This is a genomic window from Micromonospora sp. DT227 (assembly GCF_049841835.1).
Lineage (GTDB): Bacteria > Actinomycetota > Actinomycetes > Mycobacteriales > Micromonosporaceae > Micromonospora.
This window is the reverse complement of sequence record NZ_JBNCLA010000004.1, coordinates 600,383-626,535: the sequence shown is the minus strand read 5'-3', so window position 1 is coordinate 626,535 and position 26,153 is coordinate 600,383. Positions and strand designations below refer to the sequence as shown.

Sequence of the window (26,153 nt, the reverse complement as noted above, 5' to 3'; positions counted from 1 at the left end):
CCACGGTGGAGCCCGCGGATGGCGGAGGCGGAGTGGCGATGGTCTTCAAGAAGATGTTGAGCGCGTTCGGCGTGGGCGGCCCCAGCGTCGACACCGTGCTGACCAACCCGAACACCCGGCCCGGGCTGGCCCTGGACGGGCACGTCAACCTGGTCGGCGGCGACGCGCCGGCGCGCATCGAGCGGATCACCGTCGGCCTGGTCACCCGGGTCGAGATCGAGGGCGGCGACACCGAGTACGCCGGCGTCATGGAGTTCCACCGGATGCCGGTCAGCGACGCGTTCGAGCTGGCGCCGAAGCAGCAGCTCGCCATCCCGTTCCAGATGCCGGTGCCGTGGGAGACCCCGGTCACCGACGTCTTCGGGCAGCGGCTGCACGGCATGACCATGGGCCTGCGTACCGAGCTGGCGGTGGCGCGGGCGGTCGACAAGTCCGACCTGGACCAGGTGTCGGTGCACCCGCTGCCGGTCCACGAGCGGATCCTCGACGCGTTCCAGGCGCTGGGTTTCCGCTTCAAGCACGCGGACCTGGAGCGCGGCCACATCTACGGCGTGCCGCAGACGCTGCCGTTCTACCAGGAGATCGAGTTCTACGCCGCGCCGCAGTACGCGCAGACCGTCACCGAGGTCGAGCTGACGTTCGTGACCAGCCAGCAGGGCGTCGAGGTGATCCTGGAGTGCGACAAGCGCGGCGGCTTCCTCAGCGCCGGGCACGACGTCTACGGGCGGTACTCCGTCCCGCACAGCGACGCCTCGCGTGCCGACTGGCCGCAGGTGGTCGACGGGTGGCTGCGGGAGACCACGTCCCGGTACGGCGGCCTGCGCGCCCAGGGCTTCGGCGCCCCGCAGGGCCACTACGGCGCCCCCGGTCACTACGGCCCGCAGGGCCACCACGGTCGTCGTGGCGGCGGCATGGGCGGCATGGTGGCGGGCGCGGCGCTGGGCGTCGCCGGCGGTCTGGTGGCCGGCGAGATGCTGGAGGACGCCTTCGAGGGCGACGACGGCGGGGACTTCGGCGAGGAGTGACGGCACGCGACGACGCCCCCGGGACGGATCCCGGGGGCGTCGCCGGTCACGCGGCGCGGGTCAGCGCCGACCGCGACGCTCCTTGCCGGAGCGGCGCGCGCTGCCCGCCTTCGACAGACCACGGCTGATCAGGTACGCGCCGGTCAGCGCGGTCAGGTACCACCAGGCCTGGTTCGGGTTGTTGATGTTCAGGCCGTTGGCGGTGGTGCCCTTCCAGAACGCGGCGATCACGACGACCGCGGCGGCTGCGGCGTACACCCAGAACTCGGTGGTGAGGAACGCCTGCTTCGTCTCGGTGCCGGGGGCGGGCATCTCCTCCCGGTGGCCGTCGTGCATCGACGGCATCGGACGGGTCGGCGACTCCATCATGCTCGACCGGTTCTGGACGTCCGACATGGGCCGGTTCATCGGCCTGGTGGATGCGGCCTGCGTGCTCATCTGGTCCTCCTCAGGATTTGATGAGTCGTACGGCACCCCTCGCCCCGCTGCCGCAGTTCGGCCACGGCACGGTTCGCACACTGTGGCGGGGGCACCCTCCGACTACCCGCCCCCCGAGACAAGCTAACCGGCGGGTGCCGCCGGTGTGCCGGCCGCGCCCCGAACCGGACATCCGGCGCTCCGGGTGCGCGACCGACGCGCCTCCCGGCCGGTTTCAGCCCCCCGACCCCGGGCACGCAGCACGGATACCCACACCACGAGCTGCGAGGTGGTTGACGTGCGTGAGGACGACATCCGGCAGGACGCCGCCCGGCAGGCCGAACAGCGGGTCGCCGGCGGCGTGTACGGCGAGGGCGCGCTGGACGAGGTCACCGTGCCGCCGACCGACGAACAGCGGGTGATCCAGGAGTCGGATCCGGACGACCCGGCGCACGTGGCGATCGACCCGGACGTGCTGCGCGACGGCGGGCCGACCCGCGGCCAGGGCGCGGTGACCACGACCGGCGGCACGGCCGGCCCGGCCAGCGTGCGCCGAGTGGCCCGGCAGCCGGAGCGGCATCCGGGGAAGGTGGCGCCGACCACCACCGGGGACGCCACCACCGGCGGGCTGAGCACCCCGGCCGGCGGGTCGACGAGTGACGCCTCGGCCCCCGGCGCCCAGGTCGGCAACGTCACCGACGAGGGCGCCAACCCCGGCTGAGCGGATTGTTAGGCAGGGGCCCCTCCGCTACCGAATGCGTTAAGCAGGGGCCCCTCCTTACGTCCTGAGGATGGTGAGGCGCTGGGTGGCTCGGGTCAGGGCGACGTACAGGTCGCTGTGGCCTCGGGGGGACTCGGCGACGATCCGGTCCGGGTCCACCACCAGCACCGAGTCGAACTCCAGGCCCTTGGCCTGCTCGGTGGTCAGCACCACCACCCGGTTCGCCAGCTCCGGCTGCTCGCCGACGGTCGCCTCGGGCAGCGCCGCGACCACGGCGGCGCCCAGGTCGGCCACCCGCCCGGCCGGCACGATCACGCCGAGCCGGCCGTCGCCCAGGACGGCGGCCTCGCGGGCGCTCGCCTCGACCAGCTCGACGGCGAGCCGGTCCGCCGGAACGGTCCGGTCCTGCGGCGGTACGCCGGTGGCGCGTACCGAGCGGGGTGGGCGCAGCGCCGGATCGATCTCGGCGAGCACGTCGGCGGCGACCGCCATGATCTCGGCCGGGGTGCGGTAGCTGACGGTCAGCTCCTCCAGCCGCCACCGGTCCGCCACGTACGGCGCGAGCGCCTCGCCCCAGGACGGCGTGCCGGCCAGCGCGCCGGTCTGCGCCACGTCCCCGACGATGGTCATCGACCGGCTCGGGCAGCGGCGCATCAGCAGCCGCCACGCCATCGGCGACAGCTCCTGCGCCTCGTCCACGATGACGTGCCCGAACGCCCAGGTGCGGTCCGCGGCGGCCCGCTGGGCGGTGGTGAGCCGGTCGGACTCCTCCTGCCGTTCGGAGAGCCGGGCGGCGTCGATCAGGTCGGTCACGCCGAGGATCTCACCACCGTCGGCCTCGTCCTCCACGTCGATCGAGCGGGAGCCCCGCCAGATCTCCAGCACGCCCTCGGCGTACTCGCGTTCCATCGCGCGGATCCGGTCCCGGCGGGCGGCGGCGGCGCGTTCGTCCTCGCCGAGCAGCTCGGCGGCCTCGTCGAGCAGCGGCACGTCGGCCGGTGTCCAGCCGCCGGGCTCCCGGTGCAGCGCGGCCCGCTCGGCGTCGGTGAGCATCGGCGCGGCGGTGGCGATCCGCTCCGGCGACGCGAACAGGTCGGCGAGCAGCCGCTGCGGGGTGAGCACCGGCCACAGCTCGTCGAGCGCGGCCACGATCTCCGGCTCCTCGCGCAGCTCGCGGCGGATCTCCGCCCGGTCCGCCTCGGAGAGCAGGTTCTCCCCGCCGAGCGGGTCGGCGCCGATCCGCTCGGCCACCTGGTCGGCGAGCGCGTGCACGATCTCCACGTCGAACAGCGCGCGGGCCAGGTTGTGCGGTCGGCCGGTGCGCCGGACCCGGTCGCGGGCCTGGCGGACCGTCTCCGGGTCGAGCGTGAGCACCTCCCGCTGCGGCAGCTCGACGGTGATCGGCTCGGCCGGCACCCACTGCCGGTCCCGGACCGCGCCGGCGAGCACCTCGGTCAGGACCGCGCGGCCCTTCAGCGCCGCGGTGGTGGCCGGCTCGGTGCGCCGGGCGTGCACGCCCGGGAACAGGTCGGCCTGGGTGCGCAGCAGCACGCCGGTCTCGGCCAGCGCCGGCAGCACCTGGGAGATGTAGCGCAGGAACGTGGCGTTCGGGCCGACCAGCAGCACGCCCCGGGTGGAGAGCTGCTGGCGGTGGGTGTAGAGCAGGTACGCGGCCCGGTGCAACGCGACAGCGGTCTTGCCGGTGCCGGGCCCGCCCTGCACCACCATCACGCCGGGCAGGTCGGCGCGGATGATGCGGTCCTGCTCGACCTGGATCGTCTCGACGATGTCGCGCATCCGGCCGGTGCGTCCGGCGTTGAGCGCGGCGAGCAGCGACGCCTCGCCGGTGACCTCCTCGTGCGCGGTGGGGGAGGCGGCGGTGATGTCCAGCACCTCGTCGTTGAGGCCGGTGACCTTCCGGTCGCGGGTACGCAGGTGCCGACGCCGGCGTACGCCCTGCGGGTTGGCGGCGGTGGCCAGGTAGAACGGGCGGGCGGCCGGGGCACGCCAGTCCATCAGCAGCGGGTCGTACTCGCCCGAGGTGTCGAAGATGCCGATCCGGCCGATGTAGCGGGCGGCGCCGTCGTCCCCGTCGAGGCGGCCGAAGCAGAGGCCGGACTCGACGGCGGAGTACTGCTCGACCTGGTCGGCGTACATCGCCACGGTGGAGTCGCGCTGCGAGCGGGCCTGCTGGGTGCCGCCGGTGTGGCGCAACTCCTCGTCGAGCCGGCGGGCGGCCTGCTCGCGCAGCCCGTCCAGCCGGTCGTAGAGCATCGAGACGTACTCCTGCTCGCGACCGATCTCGTCGTCGTCCTGGTGCAGCTCACCCGACACGTCGGAGTGCGTTGACAAGCGGGCTCCTCATTGACTAAAATTGCCGCAGGAATGGCATTCATAAGCCATTCCTTTTTTGTGCCTGAACTGAGAAAGATAGCGCGTCGCCCGCCATTCGACCAAGCCCGGACACGGCTCGGGGCCCGGCCGGCGCACGCCGACCGGGCCCCGGGCCCGACGTTCGATCAGCCCTTCGCGGCCTGGTAGAGCCGCTCCGGCGTGACCAGACCGGCCACCACCCGGCCGTCGTCGGTGAGCAGCACGCTGAACAGCTTGCCGCTCAGCAGCCGCCCGCTGCCCCAGTCGCCGCTGACCTTCGGCAGGTCACCGAGCACCTTCGCCAGCATGTCGGCGTCCGGCGCGCCCGCGCCGGCCTTCGTGCCGCCGGCCTTGGCCGCGCCGTCGAGCCCGGCCGGGTCGCCGAGCTTGGCGACCACCACCGTGGTCCAGCCGGTGCCGACGGTACGCACGTCCGGCCGCTCAGCGTCCGCCGCGCCGGGCTTCCGGTCGGTGGCCGGGCCGGGACGCGCCTCGGTCGTCTCCTCGGTGACCTTCACCCCGGGCGGCGGGTTGAACCGGAACTGGTCGGCGTCCGGGGTGCGGAAGTCGACCTGGGTGAACGCCACCTCGAACGCCGGCTCGTCCTGACCGTCGGCGAGCACCTCGAAGCGCAGCGGCACGTGCTCCTTCGCGTCCAGCGCGATGCGCACCTGGTGCACCAGCGACGCCTTGTCGCGCGGCGTGAGCACCAACTCGTACGCGTCCCGCCCGGCCACGGTGGCGGACCGGCCGACGGTCACCGCGGTGGTCGGGTCGATCGCGGCCAGCGCCTGCTGGGCGGCGTCGGCCGGGGTGGCCGGCGCGGACGGCAGGTCCTTGCCGTCGGCCGGCAGCTTCCGGTGGACGGCGGTGTTCTCCCGGCTGTTCCAGGTCCAGACGTCGCGGCCGTTGCGCAGCACGTCCTGCTCGCCGAGCGTGTCGACAAGGGCGAGCCGCTGCCGGTCCTCGCCGCCGTACCAGACACGCAGCGTGTGCGTGCCGGAGACCAGCCCGGCGAGCTGGTTGCCGCTGGCCTGGCCGGCGAGCGCGGCGATCGGCGGCAGGCCCAGGTCGGCGCGCTGCACGACGGTGCCGGAGAGCCCGTCCAGGCGGGACGTCCGCAGGTCGTCGAGCAGTTGGGCGGCGCTGCGCGGGGGCAGGGCCGGGTCGGCGCCGGCGGCGAACGTGCCGACGGCGGCACCGCCCCCGATCACGGCGACCCCCGCGGTCACCGGGACCAGCCAGCGCAGCACGGCGCGGTTCTTCATCACAGACATCAGTGTGCACCTCCTTGCGCTCCATGCTGCGGGATCGTCGCTGTGAGGACGCTGAGCCGATCCCCTACGGGTGACCCGGTGGTGGCACCCTGGACCGGTGCGGTTGCTGGTGGTGGAGGACGAGACGCGGCTCGCCGCGGCGTTGCGGCGGGGCCTGTCGGCGGAGGGCTTCGTGGTGGACGTGGCGGCCACCGGCCCGGCCGGGCTGGACGCGGCCCGGCACGGCGACTACGACGCGATGATCCTCGACGTGATGCTGCCCGGCCTCTCCGGCTACGAGGTGGTGCGCCGGTTACGCGCCGAGCAGCGCTGGCTGCCGGTGCTGATGCTGTCCGCCAAGGACGGCGAGTACGACCAGGCCGACGGCCTGGACTGCGGCGCCGACGACTACCTGACCAAGCCCTTCTCGTACGTGGTCCTGCTGGCCCGGCTGCGGGCGCTGCTGCGCCGGGGAGCGCCCCGCCGGCCGGCCGTGCTCACGGTCGGTGACCTGCGGCTGGACCCGGCCCGGCGGCGGGTCACCCGGGCCGACGCCGAGGTGGCGCTTACCAGCCGCGAGTACGCGCTGCTCGACTACCTGATGCGCCGCCCCGGCGAGGTGGTGTCCAAGACCGAGCTGCTGGACCACGTCTGGGACGCCTCGGTGGACACCGCCCCGAACGCGGTGGAGGTCTACGTCGGCTACCTGCGCCGCAAGATCGGCCGGGAGCGGTTGGAGACGGTCCGCGGCGCCGGCTACCGGCTGGCCACGTGAGCCGCCGGCGACCCCGTCTCGGCCTGCGGGCCCGGCTGCTGGCGTTGGGCGTGCTCGGGCTGGCGCTCGGGTTCGCGCTCGGTGGCGCGCTGCTGCTCGGCGCGCTCGGCTGGACGCTGCAACGCTCGGCCGACGCGGAGGCGTTGCGGACCGCGGACGCGGTCGCGTTGCTCACCGCCGAGGACGCGCTGCCGGACCCGCTGCCGGTGGCCGGCGGCCAGTTGCGCGTGCAGGTGGTGGACGCGCAGAGCCGGATCCGGGCCGCCTCGATCGACGCGGACCGGCTGGTGCCGATGCTCGGCCCCGACGAGCTGCGGCCCGGGCAGCGGCAGCGGCTGGTGGTGGACGGGCAGCGGGTCGGCCTGTCCGGGCCGGTCCGGGTGGTGACGGTGCCGGCCGGCACCCCGGCCGAGCCGCGTACGGTGCTGGTGGCCAAGTCGCTGTCCGACGTGCGGCACAGCCTGCACGTGGTGCGCAACCTGCTGCTGGTCGGCTTCCCGCTGCTGGTGGCGGGCCTGGCGGTGGTGGCCTGGCGGGTGGTGGGCGCGACGCTGCGCCCGGTGGAGGAGCTGCGCAGCGGCGCCGCCGAGATCACCGGGCGGGCCGGGGCGGAGCGGCTGCCGGTGCCGGCCGGGCAGGACGAGATCCACCGGCTCGCGGTCACGCTCAACGACATGCTGGACCGGCTGGCCGCGTCCCGGGACCGGCAGCGGGCGTTCGTGGCCGACGCCGCGCACGAGCTGCGCAGCCCGCTGACGAACATGCGGACCGAGCTGGAGGTGGCCCGGCGGCTCGGGGACGGCACCGACTGGCCGGCGGTCGCCGACGACCTGCTCGCCGACACCGAGCGGCTGAGCCGTCTCGTCGACGACCTGCTGCTGCTGGCCCGCCTCGACGAGGACGACGCGCGCCCCGCACGGCCGGCGGCGGTGGGTCCGGTGGAACTGGGTGAGCTGCTGCGCGCCGTGGCGGCCCGCTACCCGTCGCCGCCGGTGCGGCTGGCGGTGCCGGCCGGGGCGTGGTGGACCGAGGGGGACCCGGGGGAGCTGCGCCGGGTGCTGGTCAACCTGGTGGAGAACGCGATCCGGCACGCGTCCGCCGAGGTGCGGCTGGCGGTCGCCGCCGGGCCGGCGGGCGCGTACCACCTGGTCACGGTGACCGACGACGGGCCGGGCGTCCCGGCGGCGGACCGGGAGCGGGTGTTCGCCCGGTTCACCCGGCTGGACGACGCGCGGGCCCGCGACGCCGGCGGGGCGGGCCTCGGCCTGGCCATCGTGCGGGAGCTGGTGCGCCGGGCCGGTGGCACGGTGGAGCTGGCGGACGCGACGCCGGGCGCCGCCGCGCCGGGGCTGCGGGCGACGGTACGGCTGCCCGCGCTGGCCGAGCCGGACCCGGAGTGACAGGTCAGCGGCGTCGCTTGGTGCAGACCGGGGCGGCGCGGGCCACCGTGTCGGTGGACCAGACCAGCGCCACGGTGAAGCAGTAGTCGGTGGTGCGGTCGAGCCCGTAGGCGATGTAGTCGCCGGAGCCGGCGGGCAGCGTCGCGAAGGTGTGCTGCGGCTGGCCGGCGCGGCCCCCGGCGACCACCACCGGCCCTTCCGCGCCGGCCGGGTACGTCCAGCTCAGCACGATGCTGTCACGTCGGTCGGTGAGCGCGAACCGGCCCGGTGGGGTGCCCGGGGAGGCGGCCGGCCGGGCGCTGGCAGTGGGCCGTGCGGAGGCCGGCGGCGGCCCGCTCGACGGTGGCCCGCCCGACGGGGCGGCCGGGGTGTCGCGGTCACCGTCCACCCGGGACACGCCGGCGATCACCGCGATGGTGCCCAGCAGCAGCGCCACCACCACGCCGAGCACCGCCAGCGGCAGCCAGGGCCGTTCGCGCCGGGGCGTGGCGGGTGGCCGGGGCACGTGCACCGGCAGGTAGCGCGACGACGGCTCGGGGGCCGGCGGCACCCGGCGTACGCCGGGCGGCGCGTCGGCGGTGAGCCCGACCACGGTCGGCGGCACCGCGTCCTCGGCCGGCGGCCAGGGCTGCTCGGCCGGCTCGCCGACCCGCCAGGGCTGTTCCGCGGGCTCGCCGACCTGCCAGGGCTGGTCGGCCGGCTCGTCCGGTCGCCAGGGCTGCTCGTGCTCCGGCGGCCACGGGTAGTCGTCGAACGGCTCGGCGTCGGCCTCGGGCGCGGTGCGGGGCGTGGGCACGTGCCCGGCGTCGGTGGCCCGGCCCGGCGGGTGGTAGAGCGGTGTGCGCACCGGCTCGTCGAGCGCGGGCGGGGTGTAGGGCGGCAGGTCGGGTGGACCCTCGACGGGCGGGGCGACCCGGGCGGCGGGCACCACCGGCGTCGTGGGCGCCTGTGGTTCGGGCGCGGCGCAGACATGGTCCGGGTCGGCGGCGGCCCGGGCCAGGCCGGCCACCTGGACGGCGAGCGGGTCGTCCACGGCGAGGTGCTGGCGGCACAGGTCCTCGGCGAGCGCCAGGTGCTCGTGCGCCTCGGCGTACCGGCCGCAGTCGCGTTCCATCGCGCCGAGCTTGGCCAGCATCTTGATGCCGCTGGGGTGGTCGTCGCCGTAGACCTCGCGGTGCAGCTCCCAGGCGTCGGCGAGGCGGTCGCGGGCCACCTCGCACTGGCCGCGGGCGTACTCCACGGTGGCCAGGTCGGCGTGCGCGGCCAGCACCCGCTGCGACTCGGGCCCGTCGCGGGCGGTCAGCTCGATGATGACGTCGGAGTAGAGCCGCGCGGCGCGGGCGTCGCTGCCGACCCGGTGCAGCACCGCGGCCAGCGTCGCGGCGGCGGTGACGGTGCGCTCGTCGGAGCGGCCGAACAGGCGGGTGGTCGCCGCGTACGCGAACGCGGCCCAGCCGCGCGCGGAGTGCGGTTCGCCGAGCGCGACGAGCAGCCGCGCCTGGAGGCCGGCGGCCTCGGCCAGCTCGGGGGAGGCGTTGCCGGGACGCGGGTCGGCGTCGCTGAGCGCGTCGGCGAGCAGCCGTTGCGCGCCGTCGAGGTCGCCTTCGGACACCAGATGGTGCGCCTGGACGGTCAGGTCAGCGAAGCCGGAGGACACGCCCCATCGTGCTCATCCGGCGACGGTAAGTACAACCCCTGGAGTGGATCAGTTTGGTGCCGATTGGGTCAAGTGCTCGGCGAGTGTCTCGCTGATCCGGCGGAGCTGGTCGACCTGGGCCGGGCTGAGCGCGTCGAACAGATGCCGGCGTACCCCTTCGACGTGGCCGGGCGCGGCGGCGGTCAGCGTGGCGAAGCCGTCGTCGGTGAGCACGGCGAGCTGGCCGCGCCGGTCGGTGGGGCAGTCCTCCCGGCGGATCCAGCCGGCGGCCTCCAGCCGGGCGGCGGCGTGCGAGAGCCGGCTGCGCGAGGAGCCGGTGGCGTCGGCCAGCTCGCTCATCCGCAGCCGCCGGCCGGGGGCCTCGGAGAGTCGGACCAGGATCTCGTAGTACGCGTGCGGCATGCCGGCGTCGCGTTGCAGGTCGCGGTCGAGCGTGTCCATCAGCGCGCGGGAGGCGGCGAGGAAGGCCCGCCAGGTCCGCTGCTCGTCGGGGTCCAGCCACCGGGTCATGACGCCCATCATAGCGCCAATGGTTGAACGCTCAATTAAAGCGGGGTACCGTCGAGGGCATGGGAATCCACCGGCTCAACCACGCCGTCCTCTACGTCAGTGACCTGGAGCGCAGCGTCGCCTTCTACCGCGACGTGCTGGGCTTCCGCCGGGTCCCGATGACGCCGGACGGCTTCCGCGGCGCCGCCTTCCTCCAGGCGCCCGACTCCACCAACGACCACGACCTCGGGCTGTTCGAGGTCGGCGCGGCGGCCGGGCCGTCCCCGGCCGGCCGGGGCACCGTCGGCCTCTACCACCTCGCCTGGGAGCTGGACACGCTCGACGAGCTGGCCGCCACCGCCGAGCGGCTGGCCGCCGCCGGCGCGCTGGGCGGCGCGTCCGACCACGGCACCACCAAGAGCCTCTACGGCCGCGACCCGGACGGGCTGGAGTTCGAGATCGTCTGGATCGTCCCGGCGAACCTGCTGGACGACGACGCGCTCGCCGCCCGCAAGCGGATCGGCCGGCTCGACCTCGACCGCGAGCGGCAGCGCTACGGCGGCCAGACCCGGGGCGGCGTGGGAATCTCCGTCCCGGCCTGACCGGGGTTCCCGGCCGGGCGCGTGGTCGGGTGCGGTAGAAACGGCACCATGTCGACCGACGCCGTCCTGCGCGAGCTGCTCGTCCGCCAGCTCGACCACTGGCTCCCCGCCGCGCTGCACCGGGCGCGGCGGGCCACGCTCGCCCTGGCGTACGCCGGGGGAGAGGCCGGTGGCGCGGAGGCGGCGCTGCGTGTGGTGGCCGAGTTCGCCGACCGGCTGCGCGGGCGGCGGCTGACCGTGCTGGTGCTCGCCGACGGCGACGCGGAGCTGCCGGCGCGGCTCGGCGCGGTCGAGGCCACCCTGCCGGCCGACGTCGCCGTGCACCTGGTGCCCGGCCGACCGGACCGGCTGCCGGTGGCGCTCAAGGCGGCCGGCGCGGCCGGCGCGCCGCTGCTCGCCGTGGTCGACGGCGGCGCGCCCGACCCGGCCCTGCTGACCGCCGTGGCGTCCGGCCGCCCGGCCGAGCTGCTGCTGGTCACCGCGCCCGGCCGGTCGCTGCGGCCGGCGCTCACCGCTGCCGGTTTCCCGCTGGTCACCGAGGTCGAGCTGGTGCCCGAGGACGGGCCGGCCCGACGGCTCGGCTACGCCACCGGCTCCGACCGCGGCCTGGAGACGATGAAGGACGCACTCTGGGCCGTCGACGAGTACGCGGGCGTGCGCTACCGCGACCCGGCCGATCCGGCGGGGCGGCTGCTGGAGATCACGCTCGACCCGGAGCCCGGCCCGCTGCGCCGCGAGCTGCTGGCCGAGCTGGCCCGGTCCGGCCCGCGTACGGTGACCGAGCTGCGCCGGTTCGCGGCCACCGCCACGGTCTACCGGGCCGCCGACGCCAACCGCGCGCTCACCTCGCTGCTCACCGCCGGCGCGGTGACCCGTGACCCGGAGCCCGGCCGGCTCGGTGGCGACGTGGTGATCAGCGCCGGGACGACCGCTGGGTCATCTGCCTGACCACCACCGACGCGCCGGTGGCCACCACGCCGATGCTGAACACCATCTGGGCGCAGACCGCCACCCGGGCGATCTGGCCCTGCGCGTGCACGTCGCCGTAGCCGATCGTGGTCAGCGTGGCCAACGCGAAGTAGAGCGCGTCGATCCGGGTGCGCAACCCGACGAACTCACCGGGGCGGGTGTCCGCCACCACGTAGTCGGCGAGCGCGAAGACCAGCAGGCCGGCGATCAACGCGATCGCGAGCCGGGTGAGCGCGCGGTCCTCCGCGTCGCCGGTCGGCTGGTCGCGGGTGAGCTGGCGGCGGACCTGGCCGGTCACCAGGAACGCGACCGCCGCCACCAGCAGCACCGTGGCGACCGAGCGCAGGGCCAGTCGCCACCCGTTCGGGTCCGCCTCGACCGGCACCAGGAAGTAGCCGACCAGCATCAGCGCGCAGGCCGCCACGGCCCGCCGCCGCATCCGCCGCAGGGTCAGGTGCACCATGTCGCGATTGTCCGCCTCGGACCGGGGCGCGGCGGCGGAACACCGGACCGGACGACGAAATCCGGTGCCGACGGTTCGTCGGCACCGGATTTCCCCGGAGTTCCTCGCCCGGGGTCAGGCCTTGTCCTGCTTCCAGGAGAGCGGCCCCGGAAGGTCCACGCGGTGGGCGCGGGTGTTCGAGTTCCAGGACCAGCGGCCGATCTTGATGCTCCACGACGAGAACCCGTTCTGGGTGAAGTGGAGGATCAGCGGCCCGTACTTCTTGCGCTTGCGGAACTGAACGCCCATCGGGGGTGCCTCCTTCGATCTCCCTGCCTCTGCGAGGAGGAACATGCCCGGATCGACGAAACGCGAAACCTGGTGCGGTCCGGTCTGGACGGTGGGCGTCGCGCCCGGCACAATCTCTATCCAATGGGTAGGTGTTAAGGGGTGGTAAATGCTGGTGGAGACGGGTCGTAACAAAGCCAGCGATGAAAGTCTCACTGACTGGAAGGGCGTTGACCGGCGGGGACAACGGTCGGCAGCATGAGGGCATGTCGCAGCGGGACGAGCTTCTCCTCACCGCTCGCGTGCACGTCGACCTGGTCCGGCACGCGAGCGCGCTCTGTTGAGCCGAACGCTCGTCGTTCCCCCTCCTCCGCCCGTCCGTTCCCGTCGCCGGCGCATCGTGGCCCGGCGCGGCACGGCGTGCGCTCCGCCCCCACGTGGGCCCCCTCCACCGCATCGTGGACAGATCAGGAGACACCACCATGCCCTCGACCCGATCACCCCGGCGTGCCCTCGCCGCCGCCGTCGCCCTGCTCACCCTCACCGCCGCCACCGGCTGCGGCACCGACGCCGCCGCCGGCGACCAGACCACCGAACTGCGCTACCAGGGCTCGGTCGGTCAGGTGACGCTCCCCGAACTCGCCGCCGACCTCGGCTACCTCGGCGACGTGAAACTCAACTGGATCGGCAACGTCACCGGCGGCCCGGCCGACATCCAGGCCACCGCCACCGGCCAGAGCGACTTCGGCGGCGCGTTCAACGGCGCGATCGTCAAACTCCAGACCGCCAACGCGCCGATCACGGCCGTGGTCAGCTACTACGGCTCCGACGCGCAGACCTTCCAGGGCTACTACGTGCGCGACGACAGCCCGATCCGCGGCCCGCGCGACCTGATCGGCAAGCGGGTCGGCATGAACACGCTCGGCGCGCACGCCGAGGCCGTGCTGCGCACCTGGCTGGCCCGGGGCGGCCTGACCGCCGACGAGATCGGCCGCGTCGAACTGGTCGCGCTGCCCCCGGTCAACACCGAACAGTCGCTGCGCGCCAAGCAGATCGACGTGGCGGTGCTCGGCGGCGTGATCCGCGACAAGGCGGTCGCGGCCGGCGGCATCCGCACCGTGTTCACCGACTACGAACTGCTCGGGGCGTTCAGCGCCGGCAGCTACGTCTTCCGCGACGACTTCATCGCCCGCAACCCGGACACCGTCCGCGCGTTCGTCACCGGTGTGGGCAAGGCCATCGAGTGGGCGCGCACCCAGCCCAGGGAGACCGTGGTGGCCCGACTTCGGGAGATCATCGGCAAGCGGGGCCGCAACGAGGACGCCACCCTTGTCGACTACTGGAAGTCCAGCGGCGTCGCCGAGACCGGCGGCGTCATCACCGACCGGGAGTTCGCCACCTGGATCGACTGGCTGGCCGACGCCGGTGAGCTGAAGGGCCCGCGTCCCAAGCCCGCCGACCTCTACACCAACCGGTTCAACGCGTTCGCCAACCCCGGCGGTGGCGCATGAGCACCGACAAGATCCGCTTCGACCGGGTGCGCAAGGTCTTCCCGGGCCGGCGTGGTCACGGCGGCGCGGTCACCGCGCTCGACGACCTCACCCTCGGCGTACGCCCCGGCGAGTTCCTGGTCGTCGTCGGCCCCAGCGGCTGCGGCAAGTCCACCCTGCTCGACCTGCTCGGCGGGCTGGCCACCCCCACCTCCGGGCAGGTGCTCGTCGACGGCCGCCCGGTCACCGGGCCCGGCCTGGACCGGGGCATCGTCTTCCAGCAGTACGCGCTGCTGCCCTGGCGCACCGCCGCCGGCAACGTCGCGTTCGGACTGGAGGCCAAGGGCCTGCCCCGCGCCGAGCGCGCCGAGCTGGTCGCCCACCACCTCGACCTGGTCGGCCTCACCGGCTTCGCCGACCGCTACCCGCACGAACTGTCCGGCGGCATGAAGCAACGCGTCGCCATCGCCCGCAGCCTCGCGTACGACCCGGACGTGCTGCTCATGGACGAGCCGTTCGCCGCGCTCGACGCCCAGACCCGCGACCTGCTCCAGGACGAGCTGGTCCGGATCTGGCAGGCCACCGGCAAGACCATCGTGTTCATCACGCACGGCATCGACGAGGCCGTGCACCTGGGCCAGCGGGTCGCCGTGATGACGTCGCGCCCCGGCCGGATCAAGCAGGTCATCGACATCGAACTGGGAGATCGGGAGGCGGCCGAGGACGTCCGCTCCACCGACGCGTTCCGGCACCACCGGCACCAGATCTGGACGCTGCTGCGCGACGAGGTACGCGCCGCGCAGTCCGCCGTCCGCGAGGAGGCCCGCGTTGGTTGACATCGCCGAACGACCCGCCGCCGCGGCGGCCCGGCCCACCGTGCCCCCGGCGGCCGTCGCCCCCGCCCGGACCGGCCGGCTGCTCGCGCTCGGCGGCCGGGCCCTGCACCGCAGCGTCGCGCTGCTGGCGCTGGCCGCGATCTGGGAGGTGGTGCCCCGCACCGGCCTGGTCGACCGGGTCTTCCTGCCCCCGCTCTCCGAGGTGCTCCTCGCCTGGTGGGAGCTGCTGCGCAGCGGGCAGCTCGCCGACCACGTCGGCGCCAGCCTCACCCGCTCGCTCACCGGCCTGGCCCTCGCGGTGGCCACCGCCATCCCGCTCGGCCTGCTGATCGGCTGGTACCGCCCCCTCGCCGACCTGCTCAGCCCGCTGCTGGAGGTGTTCCGCAACACCGCCGCGCTGGCGCTGCTGCCGGTCTTCGTGCTCATCCTCGGCCTCGGTGAGACCTCCAAGATCGCCCTGGTGGTCTACGCCTGCTCCTGGCCGATCCTGCTGAACACCATCGCCGGCGTGAAGGGCGTCGACCCGCTGCTGGTGCGCTCGGCCCGCTCGATGGGCCTGGACCACCTGCGGCTGTTCCAGAAGGTGATCCTGCCGGCGTCCGTGCCGACCATCTTCACCGGCGTCCGGCTGGCCGGGGCGTACTCGATCCTGGTGCTGGTCGCCGCCGAGATGGTCGGCGCCAAGGCCGGCCTCGGCTACCTCGTCAACTACGCGCAGTACAACTTCGCGATCCCCGACATGTACGCCGGGATCATCACCATCTCCGCCATCGGGCTGGTGGTCAACCAGCTCCTCGTCGCCGGGGAACGTCGCTTCTCCACCTGGCGCGTCGACGTCACCACCGCCTGAGAGGAACCGCCATGACCCGCACCCTGCACCTGAACGCCTTCCTGATGGGCGTCGGCCACCACGAGGCCGCCTGGCGGCACCCACGCACCGACCCCGGCCGTCTCGCCGACGTACGCCACTTCCAGGAGCTGGCCCGCATCGCCGAGCGGGGCACCCTCGACTCGGTCTTCCTCGCCGACGGGCTGGCCGTCGGCCCGGCCGTCCGGCACAACATCCAGGCCGTCTTCGAGCCGCTCACGCTGCTCGCCGCACTGGCCACCGTCACCGAGCGCATCGGCCTGATCGCCACCGCCTCGACCACCTACACCGAACCGTTCAACCTGGCCCGCGCGTTCGCCTCGCTCGACCACCTCAGCGGCGGCCGGGCCGGCTGGAACATCGTCACCTCCGCCCAGGCCCGCGAGGCCCGCAACTTCAACCTCGACGACCACCCCGCGCACGCCGACCGGTACCGCCGCGCCGCCGAACACGTCGACGTGGCGATCAAGCTCTGGGACAGCTGGGAGGACGACGCGCTGGTGCTCGACACCGCCGGCGGCGTCTTCGCCGACACCGACCGGGTGCACGAGATCGCGCACACCGGCGAACGGTTCCGGGTGGCCGGGCCGCTCAACACGCCCCGCCCGCCGCAGGGCCGCCCGCTGCTGGTGCAGGCCGGCTCGTCCGCCGACGGCATCGCGTTCGCCGCCCGCTACGCCGAGGCCGTCTTCACCGCCCAGCAGACACTCGCCGACGGCCAGGCGTTCTACGCCGCGCTCAAACGGGCCACCGCCGACGCCGGCCGCGACCCGGAACTGATCAAGGTGCTGCCCGGTATCGCACCTGTCATCGGGGGTACCGAGAGGGAGGCCCGTGCCCTCGCCGACGAACTGGAGGCGCTGATCGTGCCCGAGCACGCGCTCGCCCAGCTCTCCGGCATGACCGGGCTGGACCTCACCGGTCGACCGCTCGACGGGCCGCTGCCGGACCTGCCCGACGCCACCACCGTCCAGTCCCACCAGAGCCGCTACCAGCTCGTCGTCGACCTGGCCCGGCGGGAACGGCTCACCCTCCGGCAGCTCATCGGCCGGCTCGGCGGCGGGCGCGGGCACCGCGTCGTGGTCGGCACCCCGGAGCAGATCGCCGACCAGATCGAACTCTGGTTCACCCGGGGCGCCGCCGACGGCTTCAACATCATGCCACCACTGCTACCCCACGGACTGGAGGCCTTCGTGGACCACGTCGTACCCCTGCTGCGCCGACGCGGGCTGTTCCGGTCCGAGTACACCGGGCGCACCCTGCGCGAACACTACGGCCTGCCCCGGCCGGCCAGCGTCCACGCCGCCCGAGAGCTGGTGGCGTCGTGACCACCGTGGACCGGCCCGGCACCGGCACCGTCGAGCTGCGCCCGGTCGACGTCGACTCGTTCCGCGGCCTGCTGCGCCGGCAGGCGTCCACGGTCACCGTGGTCACCACGCCCGGCCTGCGCGGCGACCGGCTCCTGCCGACGCTGCCGCCGGCCGGCTTCACCGCCACCTCGTTCACCTCGGTGTCACTGGACCCACCGCTGGTCTCGGTCTGCCTCGGCCGCGCGTCGTCGAGCTGGCCGACCGTCGCGCACGCCGAGCACGTGGCGGTGCACCTGCTCGCCTCCGGCCAGCAGGAGATCGCGCAGATCTTCGCCACCAGCGGCATCGACAGGTTCACCGCCCACCCCGGTTGGACCACCGGCCCGTTCGGGGTGCCGCTGATCGGCGACGCGCTGGCGGTGCTGCTGTGCCGGGTGGTCCGGCGGATCGAGGCCGGCGACCACACCATCGTGCTCGGTGAGCCGCTCGCGCTCGGCGCCGGCGAGGACGGCGACCCGCTGCTGCACCACCGGGGCCGCTACACCACCACCCTCGAAGACTGGTCCGAGTCGTGGTGACCGCGCCCGCCGACGAACTGCTCGCGCTCGACCGGGCCGCCCAGGACCTGCTGTTCCGGGCGGCCCGCACGGCCAACGCGTTCACCGACGAGCCGGTCGACGACGCGCAGGTCCGGGCCGTGCACGACCTGGTCCGCAACGGACCGACCGCGCTGAACGCGCAGCCGCTGCGGGTGCTGCTGCTGCGCTCGCCGGCGGCCCGGGCGCGGCTGCTGCCGTACGTCAGCGCCGGCAACCGGGACAAGACGGCCGGCGCGCCGCTGACCGCGGTGCTCGCCGCCGACGTCGACTGGCACGACCGGCTGCCCGAACTGTTCCCGCACCGCCCCGGCGCGCGGGACTGGTTCACCGGCGACCCGGCCGGCCGGGAGGCGCAGGCCCGCTTCAACGCCGCGCTCCAGATCGGCTACCTGGTGGTCGGGGTACGCGCCGCCGGGCTGGCCGCCGGCCCGATGGCCGGGTTCGACGCGACCGGCGTGGAACGCGAGTTCTTCCCCGACGGGCGGCACCGGGTGCTGCTGCTGATGAACATCGGCCGCCCGGCCCCGGACGCCTGGCGGGAACGGCTGCCCCGGCTGCCGTACGAGGAGGTCGTCACCACGCTGTGATCAGCGGGGCTCCCACGCGTCCGGCTGGGTGGTGAGCTTGCGCACGTGCGCCGGCAGCCGGCCGCTGACCAGCTCGTCCAGGCTCACCTCGTCGACCACCCGCCGCACCGAGGCGCGCACCGCGACCCAGAGCCGGGGCAGGTTCTCCGCCGCGCCCTCGTAGCGGGTCTCCTCGGGACGCAGCCCGCGTACCCCGGCGAGCGGACCGTCGACGGCGCGCAACACCTGCCCGATGGTGACGTCGCGCGGCGGTCGGGACAGCGTGTAACCGCCCTCGGCGCCGCGCTGGGCCCGGACGATCCCGGACCGGCGCAGGTCGGCCAGGACCGCCTCGAGGAACTTGCGGGGCATGTCCTGCTCCGCCGCGATGGCCTGGGTGGACAGCAGGGTGGGGTACGCGGTGGCCAGGCTCAGGGCTGCCCGGACCGCGTAGTCGCCGCGCGCGGAGATCTGCACACTGCCATCATGCCCGGCCGGCCGGCGCGGGGGAGTCGGCGGGCGGGCGCGGACGCACCAGACGGACGGGCAGCGGCTGCTCCCGGGCGGCCCGGAACGCCCCCGGGCTCACCCCGACCTCCCGGGTGAAGAAGCGGCCGAAGTTGGTCGGCTCGGGAAAACCGAGCAGCCGGCCGATCCGGGCGATCGGGTCGTCGGTGGCGGCCAGCAGCCGGCAGGCCTGCAACGCCACCCGCTCGTCGATGACCTGCTTGGCGCTGCGACCGGTCACCGCCAGGCAGGCCCGGGTCAGGGTACGCACGGAGCAGCCGAGCTGGGCGGCGTAGTCCTCCACCCGGCGGGTGTGCCGGTAGCCGCGTTCCACCTCGCGGCACAGCCGCCGGAACGTCACCGCCTCGGCGCCCGGCGGTGGCCCCTCCTCGCCCCGCGGCAGCAGGCTCAGCCGCAGCAGCAGCACGGCGAGCTGGTGACGCAGCAACGCCGCGGCGGCGGGCACCAGCGCGTGCCGGTCGGCGTCCACGGCGAGCTGACTCACCTCGCTGATCACCGCGTCGGCGTCCTCGCCGGTGAGCTGGCGGTGGGCGGGCACCGCGTCCGGGTCGACGTCGAGGCCGCGCAGCGCGTCCGGCCCCCAGCTCACCACCGTGGCGTCGAGCTGCTGACCGAGGCAGCGCAGCGCCTGGCCGGGGCGGGCGCGCAGCAGCGTGCCGGGCCGGCACGGCACGGCCCGGAAGTCCAGCTCGGCGGTGCCGTGGCCGTGAGTGACCAGGACCAGCAGGTCACGGTCGAGCAGGATCGGCCGGGGCCAGCCGGGTGCGGCGGTGAGGTCGTCGAGCGCGCCGGTGACGATCTCGTCGGGGTCGAGGCGGGTGTCCGAGAGGCCGGTGCGGGTGGCCGGGGAGGGCTGACCGGTAGTGACCATCATCCTTGACGGTAACCGGCCCGGACGCACGTTGCATCTCGACGGTTTCACCCCGCTCCGACGCCTTGTCGGGGCACACCACGGACGGTTAGGTTACCGATCGGTAAGGCTCGGGCCGGGTGACCGGCCCACGGCCCGGCGGCGACGGCGATGGGATGGGCATGACGGATCTGTTCTCGGTCGACGGCAAGACGGTCCTGGTCACCGGCGGCTCGCGGGGGATCGGGCTGATGATCGCGCGCGGCTTCGTGCGGGCCGGCGCCCAGGTGATCATCTCCTCGCGCAAGGCCGACGTGTGCGAGGCGGTGGCCGAGGAACTCTCCGCCGAGGGACACTGCGAGGCGATCCCGGCGGACCTCGGCAGCGACGCCGGCGCGCTGGCGCTGGCCGAAGCCGTCCGGCAACGCCACGACCGGCTGCACGTGCTGGTCAACAACGCGGGCGCCACCTGGGGTGCGCCGCTGGAGGAGTACCCGGAGAGCGCGTTCGACAAGCTCTGGGCCGTCAACGTCAAGGCCGTGTTCCGGCTCACCACCGCGCTGCTGCCGGCGCTGCGCGCCGCCGCCGATGCCGACGACCCGGCCCGCGTGATCAACATCGGCTCGATCGACGGGCTCCGGGTGCCGTGGATGGAGGTGTACGCCTACTCCGCCACCAAGGCCGCCGTGCACATGCTCACCCGCGGCCTCGCCCACCAGCTCGCCGGCGAGGCGATCACGGTCAACGCGATCGCGCCCGGGCCGTTCGAGAGCAAGATGATGGCGTTCGCGCTCGACGACCCCGAGTCGCGCGCCGCCATCGAACAGCAGGTGCCGCTCGGCCGCATCGGCCACCCCGACGACATGGCCGGCACCGCGATCTACCTCGCGTCCCGCGCCGGCGCGTACCTGACCGGGGCGGTCATCCCGGTCGACGGCGGGATCACCACACGCGGCTGACCGCGTACCCCCGGTGGTGAGACGGCCCGGGGCCGCGCGGACTCGGCAGATCCGCGCGGCCCCGGGTGTGGTCGTGCTCAGCGACCGGCGAGCAGCCGGTTCACCGCGGTGTCGACGTCCAGGTGCTCGGCCTCCCGGCCGCGCGGAACGACGACGTAGGTCCGGCGCAGGAAACGCACCAACACGCTGCGCGGAACCTCGAACAGGGCGTTGCCGTCCGGGGACGACAGCGCCAGCGCGACGAAGTCGCCGCGCGGGGTGGCCCACGGCCAGACCCGCACATCACCGATGCCGGCCGGCTCGTCGAGCCCGGTGACCAGCAGTTCGCGCGCGAACGACCAGCTCACCGCCTCGCCGCCGGCGGACTCGGCATGGAACAGGACATGGACCGCATACGGGTCAGCAGGGTCGTAACGCAGACTGGCACGCACCGGCAAGGCGGTGGCGTCAGGCGCGACGAGCCTTAGCGACGTCTCGACCTCTACGGTCGTCGGTCGGATGACACTCATGGACGTTCTCCCCCCGGCACCGCTGCGGAACGCGCGTGTCCCGCTTTTCCCATACTCAGGTGCTGCTCCTGGCTACGCTCCGCCATACGCTGACTTCACCCAGTGGTGGGAAGGGGATCGGAAAGCCTTCGGGGCCGGGAGACCCCGAGTAGGATTTCCGGTTCCGCCCACTCCGTCGTCCCGCCCGGCAACGGGTGGTTCAGTCGTCGACTTACTCCGGTAACGTCCAGTCCTCAGCAGGGGTGACGGTCCCGCGCGACACTGGGGGTGGAAATGGTCACGAGGGAAACCCCGGTGGCATCGCGGGCCCCGGGCGATCCGCCGGAGGATGCGGCCCGAACGGCCAGAAATCGGGGGTACGAAGTGCCGGTCGACGGGCGTTCCCCAGCCGCGCCCACCGCGCCGCGTCGGCGGGGCTGGCGAGGTCGCCTGCACACCACGCTCGACCTCATCCGCGCCAACCCCACCGGCCGCGTCGCGCTGAAGATCTTCATCGGCATCCTCGGCGCCGTCGTGGTCACCGTCGGCATCGCGCTCATCCCGCTGCCCGGCCCCGGCTGGCTGCTGGTCATCGCCGGCCTCGGCGTCTGGGCGGTCGAGTTCCACTGGGCCCGCCGGCTGCTCGCGTTCACCCGCCGGCACGTCAACGCCTGGACCCGTTGGGTGACCAGCCGATCGCTGCCGGTGCGCTTCGTGCTCGGCCTGGTCGGGCTGGTCTTCGTGTCGGTGGTGGTGTGGCTGTCGCTGAAGTACAGCCTCGGCATCGACGTGGTCGCGCGGGCGCTGCACTACCTCGCGACGCACTGAGGCCCGGTTTTTGGTCCGGGCCGTCGATCAGGTAGAGTCATGCGCGCTGAGGGCGATTAGCTCAGCGGGAGAGCGCTTCGTTCACACCGAAGAGGTCACTGGTTCGATCCCAGTATCGCCCACGCAGGTCAAAGGCCACTTCCCGGGTGCGGGAGGTGGCCTTTCTGCTTGCGTACAGCAGCTTTGTACAGCAGTTCTCGTCAGTGTTTCAGGGAGTCGCCGAGGCGCTTGAGTGCTTCTCTGGTCTTTGTCGATGTGACCTGCGTGTAGATCTCCATCGTTACGGCAAAGCGGGCGTGTCTCAGCACCTGCATGGCGACTCTGGGGTGGACGTCGAGGTCGGCCAGGAGGGTGGCGCAGGTTCGCCTGGCGTCGTGGACCGTGATCGGCGTGACGCCGGCTTTCTCGCACCTCGTCTGCCAGGAGCGCTGGAAGTTGCGCGGCTCGATGGGTGTGCCGAAGCGGGTGGTGAAGACGAGTCCGGTTTCGTGCCATGCCTTGCCGGCGGCTGCTTCGGCCTCGTCGCGTTGCTGCTGTCTGAGCTTGAGGGCGGTCAGGCAGATGTCGGGCAGGGGGAGCGTGGCGTCGGACGCCTGGGTCTTGGTATCGCGGTGCAGGAGCTGCCTGCGGACGCGTTGGAGTTGGCGGCCGATGGTCAGCTCTCCGGCGTCGAAGTCGACGTCCTCCCATGTCAGTCCCAGAGCCTCGCCCTTGCGCAGACCGGTGACGAGGACCAGGGCGTAGGCGGCGTAGAGCGGGTCCTCGTCGGCGCGGGCGGACTCCAGGAACTTGCGGGCCTCGTCGCTCGACCAGGACTTGCCCCGCCGTCGGCGGACGGTGGCCAGGGTGACCGCGACGGCCGGGTTCTTGGTGATGAGGTCTTCGGCTTGGGCGTGGGTCAGGGCGGCCCGCAGCGCGGCCCGGATGTCGCTGACAGTGCGCGTCGACGGGACCGCGTGGCAGCAGCGGCCGACCGCGCAGCAGCGTCGCTTGTGCTTCGGGCGGGCGACGTCCTTGCCCTGGGCGCAGCACTGGCAGGTCCGGGCCACCCGGTTGATCCATGTCTGCACGTCGCGGGATTGGAGCCGGTCGAGCCGCTTGGACCCGAGGCCCGGCGCGATGTAGCGGCGGACGAACGTCTCGTAGGTGGCGTAGGTCAACGGTGCCCGGTTCGGCTGGATGATCTCGGCCAGCCAGTACGTTAGGAAGCTGCCGACCGTGGGAACGCTCGTCGCCACCGGCCCCTGCTTCGCCTGCTGGTGCAGCTTGATCCACTTGTCGTGGACGGCTTCGCGGGTCTTGCCGTAGACGTACTTGCGGGTGCGCCTGCCGTCGGGCTTGGTGACCCAGACGTAGGCGGCGAAGCCGTTCCGGTACGGGAAGATGGAGCCTTCGCCGTTGGCTCGTGCGCGTCCGGGCATCAGGCAGCCTCCTGGCGTTCGACCTGTTCGCGGATGTAGTCGTCGACCCATTCAGGGAGGATGCGGCGGTACTTGCCGTCCTTGATGGAGCGCAGTTCGCCGGTGGCGATCTTCATCTTGACCTTGGAGATGCCGAAGCCGAGCAGGACGGCGACCTCGGCGGGCGAGTACCAGCGGGGGCGGAGGTCGTGGGTCATGCGGCGGCTCCGGTGAGCCAGGCTTCGTGGGTGAGTTCTTCTCGGCCGATGCGTCTGCTCTCGCGCCGCTGTCGCGCGGCGGTGTTGGCGAGCAGGGCATCACCTTCGCTGAGCCAGCCGGACCCGATGTAGGTGAGGGTGCCGACGGTGATCGTGTCGGCTGGCTCGTCGTCCTCTTCGCGCCGGTAGGTGGTGCGGGTATCTCGGAGCAGGCCGAAGGTGACGGAGTAGCGGCGGGCTTTGGTGAGGAAGTGGCCGCCGAAGCCGAGCATGTGAGCCCATCGGCGCAGCCCGGAGTAGGGGCGCGGTTTGGCGTCAAGGCTGTCTTGACAATCGTCGGCGGTTGCGGCGCCGCTGGCGGTGTCGCTGTGGGTGGGGCGGCCTAGGTGCCAGCAGGCGTCGACGAGGCGGGCGGTGTGGACGCCTTGGGGGTCGGCGTAGCCGTCGATGGTGGCCGGGGTGAGCCGGGCGGACGAGTGGCCCGTGGCTTCTGTGGCCTTGGTGGCGTACTTGGCCAGGTAAGCGGCCACCTTGCCGTCCGTCAGCTCGCCGTCGGCGGTGTTGATGCGTCGGACGTCGACCTGCTCGCCCCAGGCGACCAGCCAACCCTGCGGCTGGTCGGGGTGCGCGGGTGTGGTGACGGTGATCTGCCGAGTGGCGACCTCGACCGCTTCCTCTAGGTCGTCGACGGTGATGCCGGCTGGCGGCGGCACGAGGGTGTCCGGGTCGTTGGGGTCGACGCCGTCGAGGCGCAGCAGGACGTGGAAGTGCACGGCGGCGCGGCGTTGCATCTCGGCGACCTTGCCGTGTGACACCCGGACCGGCGGCAGCCGGCGCGCCTTGCCGGAGTCGGTGATCACCTGGACGAAGGGGATCCCGCGTCGGCGGCACAGGGCGGCGAGGTGACGTTCGATGGCCTGCTTGGTGCGCCGCCACAGCTCTCCGGCGAAGTAGTTCCAGACGACCTGGTGGGCGTGGTCGTAGCAGTCGAGGCACAACGGCTGTCCGAGCCGCGGATCGTCGGCGTCGTGGCGGGCGAAGCACGCCGCCGGCTGCCCGTGCCGGCAGGTGCCTGCGTTGCTGCGGGCACGGCACGGGGATGGGCGGCAGTCGCAGCGCTGCCGGTGGCGGCAGGTGTGGCGGGGGACGTGCCGGTGGTGGACCGGACCGAAGGACGGGGCGGTGAAGGTGGCGAAGACGACCGGGTGCCGGCCGACCGAGGTGGGGACGCCCTTACCGCCGGTCAGGCCACGACAGACGACCTGGTAGGCGTCGCCCTGGTAGACCCAGGCGCAGTCCGGGCACTGCGATTCGCGGCGGTTGCCGCACGCCTTGTAGAGCGTCCGGTCGGGCAGCTCGTCGGTGTGCATCTGGCCGGTGATGCGGCCGGTGTCTCGGTCCACGGCGGCGATGGTGCCGGTGAGGCGGATCGGGCGGGCGCAGCCACTGGCGGGGCGGGTGTGCTCCAGCCAGCCGGAGAACTCCGGAGAGGCGGCGCGGTGCAAAACCTGGGCGTCACGACCGGCGGTGAGGCCGGGGCGGTAGGTGGTGAAGATGGCTGTCTCCTCTTCAGGTGGTGGCAGGGAGGGGAGACGAAGCACCACCAGCCGTGGACTTGGGTCCGCTGGTGGTGTTCGTCGTGTCTCCTGGCACCGCCGAGAGGGCGGCTGACGCCGGAGGGCGGAGTCGTGGTCGCGCCACTTCCCGCCGATGGGTCATGTCCTTTCACGCTCGTGGACCTGATGAGTGGGCCAGCACGAGTGGGGAGCCTGGGATCTCGGCATCCGGCGGGTTGCCGCAGGCTGCCCCCACCCGTGGAGATGTGTGAATCCGAGGCCATCGTGGACGGCAGGGAAGACCGTGCTGGGCCGCTCAGCGGATTCGGGAGACCGGCATAGCGGCCGGTGCGATCGAGAGCCGACGGGACGTGGCCCGCATCAGCGGCAGAAGGCCGCTCAGCATCTCCGACGTCGAGTCCAGCGATCCGGCAGGAAGGCCGCGCTGGCGTGGTCGACGAGCGCCAGAGTAGCATCGGGTACCGACACGTCAACCCGCCGTGACCCCTCGCGCGGGGGCGGGACGGCCGGCTGCCGGCCGGTGTGGGAGGACTTTCTGTACGTCTATCAAGGCGGCCCTTGACGGGCCGCACGCGCCGCCGCCTGGGCGCGCGCCGGCCGCTGCCGCTGTCGCTCTGCGGCCGTCCCGCCTGATGCCTGGCGGCTGGCGCGGAGAGCGGGAAGCCCGGAGGGCCGCCACAGAACGACAGCCGGCCGACGGGGTGACGTGATGGGCCAGCAGCCGGCCGGGCCACGCGGCCACGAGCCCGCGCGGCGTAGGGGAGCGCACGCCGGCCGCGTCGGCGAGCTGCAGGCGGTCGCGGGGTTGCGGTTAGGGCGCCTCCGGCGGGGGCGCTCCGGCTCCAGGATGGCCGAAGATCGTCGGCGGGTCGCGGTTCGTGGGTGGTTGCGGTAGGCCATCCCGCCTGCCACCGACCCGGGCAAGCCGAGCAGACCACCGCCCGACCCGCCAGCGTCCGTACGAGCGTCAAGGTCCGCCTGACATGGCGGGCCGGGCGGCGGCCCGCTCCCCAGGAGGGCGGGCCGATGGCCCAGTCCGGCACGTCGGCGACGTTCGCGTGCCGCTTCGCCTCGACCAGGTGGCGGTCCAGCTGCGAGCGCAGCTGGAACCAGGTGGCGTAGCCAATGGGGTTGCTGTGCTGCCACGCGCGCAGCTGCTTGTCGGTGAGCAGGATGCCGGTCGGCGGGACCGCCGGGTCGGGGATGGTGGGCAGCACGTCGA

28 protein-coding genes and 1 tRNA gene are annotated in these 26,153 nt (G+C 73.6%); 16 read left to right on the top strand and 13 right to left on the bottom strand.

Annotation, left to right across the window (positions count from 1 at the left end):
• The first annotated feature begins 38 nt into the window (after positions 1-38).
• Positions 39-1,025, top strand: a complete 987-nt coding sequence (locus ACLQ2W_RS17860) for a sporulation protein (protein WP_425787398.1) — start codon at positions 39-41, stop codon at positions 1,023-1,025.
• A gap of 60 nt (positions 1,026-1,085) precedes the next feature.
• Here the strand turns inward: ACLQ2W_RS17860 and ACLQ2W_RS17855 are convergent, their stop codons facing one another.
• A complete protein-coding gene (locus ACLQ2W_RS17855; protein WP_425787397.1) occupies positions 1,086-1,463 on the bottom strand; it encodes a hypothetical protein in 378 nt (125 codons plus the stop codon).
• A gap of 277 nt (positions 1,464-1,740) precedes the next feature.
• Here ACLQ2W_RS17855 and ACLQ2W_RS17850 point away from each other — a divergent pair, with 277 nt between their 5' ends.
• Positions 1,741-2,163 carry a hypothetical protein gene (locus ACLQ2W_RS17850; protein WP_405093116.1) on the top strand — a complete coding sequence of 141 codons (423 nt, stop codon included), beginning with the start codon at positions 1,741-1,743 and terminating at the stop codon, positions 2,161-2,163.
• Positions 2,164-2,220: 57 nt separating this feature from the next.
• On the opposite strand, the gene ACLQ2W_RS17845 is transcribed toward ACLQ2W_RS17850, so the two are convergent.
• Positions 2,221-4,437 carry a HelD family protein gene (locus tag ACLQ2W_RS17845; protein WP_425787444.1) on the bottom strand — a complete coding sequence of 739 codons (2,217 nt, stop codon included), beginning with the start codon at positions 4,435-4,437 and terminating at the stop codon, positions 2,221-2,223.
• Between the two features lie 245 nt (positions 4,438-4,682).
• Entirely contained in the window at positions 4,683-5,813 is a 1,131-nt protein-coding gene (locus ACLQ2W_RS17840) for a LolA family protein (RefSeq protein ID WP_425787396.1), read from the bottom strand.
• Positions 5,814-5,910: 97 nt separating this feature from the next.
• Between ACLQ2W_RS17840 and ACLQ2W_RS17835 the strand changes: the two genes are divergently transcribed.
• Together ACLQ2W_RS17835 and ACLQ2W_RS17830 are read left to right on the top strand one after the other, a co-directional pair.
• Entirely contained in the window at positions 5,911-6,567 is a 657-nt protein-coding gene (locus ACLQ2W_RS17835; protein WP_107159334.1) for a response regulator transcription factor, read from the top strand.
• Between the two features lie 38 nt (positions 6,568-6,605).
• Complete coding sequence (locus tag ACLQ2W_RS17830; RefSeq protein WP_425787443.1) at positions 6,606-7,967, top strand: sensor histidine kinase; 1,362 nt, start codon at positions 6,606-6,608, stop codon at positions 7,965-7,967.
• A 4-nt stretch (positions 7,968-7,971) separates the two neighbouring features.
• Here ACLQ2W_RS17830 and ACLQ2W_RS17825 read toward each other — a convergent pair whose 3' ends face one another.
• Entirely contained in the window at positions 7,972-9,624 is a 1,653-nt protein-coding gene (locus ACLQ2W_RS17825) for a tetratricopeptide repeat protein (protein ID WP_425787395.1), read from the bottom strand.
• Between the two features lie 48 nt (positions 9,625-9,672).
• Positions 9,673-10,143: a MarR family winged helix-turn-helix transcriptional regulator gene (locus ACLQ2W_RS17820; protein ID WP_425787442.1), complete on the bottom strand. Its 471-nt coding sequence runs from the start codon at positions 10,141-10,143 to the stop codon at positions 9,673-9,675.
• A 50-nt stretch (positions 10,144-10,193) separates the two neighbouring features.
• Between ACLQ2W_RS17820 and ACLQ2W_RS17815 the strand changes: the two genes are divergently transcribed.
• Positions 10,194-10,715 (top strand): VOC family protein, encoded by a 522-nt coding sequence (locus ACLQ2W_RS17815; RefSeq protein ID WP_425787394.1) that lies wholly within the window; start codon positions 10,194-10,196, stop codon positions 10,713-10,715.
• A gap of 48 nt (positions 10,716-10,763) precedes the next feature.
• Positions 10,764-11,663 carry a hypothetical protein gene (locus ACLQ2W_RS17810; RefSeq protein ID WP_425787393.1) on the top strand — a complete coding sequence of 300 codons (900 nt, stop codon included), beginning with the start codon at positions 10,764-10,766 and terminating at the stop codon, positions 11,661-11,663.
• Here the strand turns inward: ACLQ2W_RS17810 and ACLQ2W_RS17805 are convergent.
• On the bottom strand, positions 11,629-12,147 hold the full coding sequence (locus tag ACLQ2W_RS17805) for a potassium channel family protein (protein ID WP_425787392.1): 519 nt from the start codon (positions 12,145-12,147) through the stop codon (positions 11,629-11,631). The genes ACLQ2W_RS17810 and ACLQ2W_RS17805 overlap by 35 nt on opposite strands.
• Before the next feature lie 114 nt (positions 12,148-12,261).
• Complete coding sequence (locus tag ACLQ2W_RS17800; RefSeq protein WP_064498970.1) at positions 12,262-12,435, bottom strand: DUF4236 domain-containing protein; 174 nt, start codon at positions 12,433-12,435, stop codon at positions 12,262-12,264.
• Between the two features lie 182 nt (positions 12,436-12,617).
• On the opposite strand from ACLQ2W_RS17800, the gene ACLQ2W_RS17795 reads away from it, so the two are divergent.
• From ACLQ2W_RS17795 to ACLQ2W_RS17765, 7 genes are all read left to right on the top strand, one after another.
• A complete protein-coding gene (locus ACLQ2W_RS17795; RefSeq protein ID WP_281935085.1) occupies positions 12,618-12,758 on the top strand; it encodes a putative leader peptide in 141 nt (46 codons plus the stop codon).
• Positions 12,759-12,896: 138 nt separating this feature from the next.
• Complete coding sequence (locus ACLQ2W_RS17790; RefSeq protein WP_425787391.1) at positions 12,897-13,925, top strand: ABC transporter substrate-binding protein; 1,029 nt, start codon at positions 12,897-12,899, stop codon at positions 13,923-13,925.
• The gene (locus tag ACLQ2W_RS17785; RefSeq protein WP_405093123.1) at positions 13,922-14,740 is read left to right on the top strand and encodes an ABC transporter ATP-binding protein; all 819 of its coding nucleotides are present in this window, start codon (positions 13,922-13,924) and stop codon (positions 14,738-14,740) included. Before ACLQ2W_RS17790 ends, ACLQ2W_RS17785 begins: the two co-directional genes overlap by 4 nt.
• Positions 14,733-15,590 carry an ABC transporter permease gene (locus ACLQ2W_RS17780; RefSeq protein ID WP_425787390.1) on the top strand — a complete coding sequence of 286 codons (858 nt, stop codon included), beginning with the start codon at positions 14,733-14,735 and terminating at the stop codon, positions 15,588-15,590. The genes ACLQ2W_RS17785 and ACLQ2W_RS17780 overlap by 8 nt, the downstream gene beginning before the upstream one ends.
• A gap of 11 nt (positions 15,591-15,601) precedes the next feature.
• The gene (locus tag ACLQ2W_RS17775; RefSeq protein ID WP_425787389.1) at positions 15,602-16,936 is read left to right on the top strand and encodes an LLM class flavin-dependent oxidoreductase; all 1,335 of its coding nucleotides are present in this window, start codon (positions 15,602-15,604) and stop codon (positions 16,934-16,936) included.
• Positions 16,933-17,496: a flavin reductase family protein gene (locus tag ACLQ2W_RS17770; RefSeq protein ID WP_425787388.1), complete on the top strand. Its 564-nt coding sequence runs from the start codon at positions 16,933-16,935 to the stop codon at positions 17,494-17,496. The genes ACLQ2W_RS17775 and ACLQ2W_RS17770 overlap by 4 nt, the downstream gene beginning before the upstream one ends.
• Positions 17,493-18,104, top strand: a complete 612-nt coding sequence (locus ACLQ2W_RS17765) for a malonic semialdehyde reductase (RefSeq protein WP_425787387.1) — start codon at positions 17,493-17,495, stop codon at positions 18,102-18,104. Before ACLQ2W_RS17770 ends, ACLQ2W_RS17765 begins: the two co-directional genes overlap by 4 nt.
• On the opposite strand, the gene ACLQ2W_RS17760 is transcribed toward ACLQ2W_RS17765, so the two are convergent.
• Entirely contained in the window at positions 18,105-18,560 is a 456-nt protein-coding gene (locus ACLQ2W_RS17760) for an RrF2 family transcriptional regulator (protein ID WP_107159310.1), read from the bottom strand.
• Positions 18,561-18,567: 7 nt separating this feature from the next.
• The gene (locus tag ACLQ2W_RS17755; protein ID WP_425787386.1) at positions 18,568-19,482 is read right to left on the bottom strand and encodes a helix-turn-helix transcriptional regulator; all 915 of its coding nucleotides are present in this window, start codon (positions 19,480-19,482) and stop codon (positions 18,568-18,570) included.
• A 161-nt stretch (positions 19,483-19,643) separates the two neighbouring features.
• Here ACLQ2W_RS17755 and ACLQ2W_RS17750 point away from each other — a divergent pair, with 161 nt between their 5' ends.
• Positions 19,644-20,420, top strand: coding sequence for a glucose 1-dehydrogenase (locus tag ACLQ2W_RS17750; RefSeq protein WP_425787385.1), 777 nt, complete (start codon positions 19,644-19,646; stop codon positions 20,418-20,420).
• Between the two features lie 77 nt (positions 20,421-20,497).
• On the opposite strand, the gene ACLQ2W_RS17745 is transcribed toward ACLQ2W_RS17750, so the two are convergent.
• Positions 20,498-20,929, bottom strand: a complete 432-nt coding sequence (locus ACLQ2W_RS17745; RefSeq protein ID WP_007457244.1) for an SsgA family sporulation/cell division regulator — start codon at positions 20,927-20,929, stop codon at positions 20,498-20,500.
• Between the two features lie 273 nt (positions 20,930-21,202).
• Here ACLQ2W_RS17745 and ACLQ2W_RS17740 point away from each other — a divergent pair, with 273 nt between their 5' ends.
• Entirely contained in the window at positions 21,203-21,736 is a 534-nt protein-coding gene (locus ACLQ2W_RS17740) for a TIGR02611 family protein (protein WP_425787384.1), read from the top strand.
• Positions 21,737-21,786: 50 nt separating this feature from the next.
• Positions 21,787-21,858: transfer RNA gene (locus ACLQ2W_RS17735), tRNA-Val, on the top strand.
• Positions 21,859-21,936: 78 nt separating this feature from the next.
• On the opposite strand, the gene ACLQ2W_RS17730 is transcribed toward ACLQ2W_RS17735, so the two are convergent.
• Genes ACLQ2W_RS17730 through ACLQ2W_RS17720 form a run of 3 tightly spaced genes read right to left on the bottom strand, consistent with a single transcriptional unit; the run spans position 21,937 to position 24,910 of the window.
• Positions 21,937-23,157 (bottom strand): tyrosine-type recombinase/integrase, encoded by a 1,221-nt coding sequence (locus ACLQ2W_RS17730; RefSeq protein ID WP_425787383.1) that lies wholly within the window; start codon positions 23,155-23,157, stop codon positions 21,937-21,939.
• Positions 23,157-23,354, bottom strand: coding sequence for an excisionase family DNA-binding protein (locus tag ACLQ2W_RS17725; RefSeq protein WP_107075187.1), 198 nt, complete (start codon positions 23,352-23,354; stop codon positions 23,157-23,159). The genes ACLQ2W_RS17730 and ACLQ2W_RS17725 overlap by 1 nt, the downstream gene beginning before the upstream one ends.
• Positions 23,351-24,910, bottom strand: a complete 1,560-nt coding sequence (locus tag ACLQ2W_RS17720) for a replication initiator (protein ID WP_405094180.1) — start codon at positions 24,908-24,910, stop codon at positions 23,351-23,353. Before ACLQ2W_RS17720 ends, ACLQ2W_RS17725 begins: the two co-directional genes overlap by 4 nt.
• Between the last annotated feature and the right edge of the window lie 1,243 nt (positions 24,911-26,153).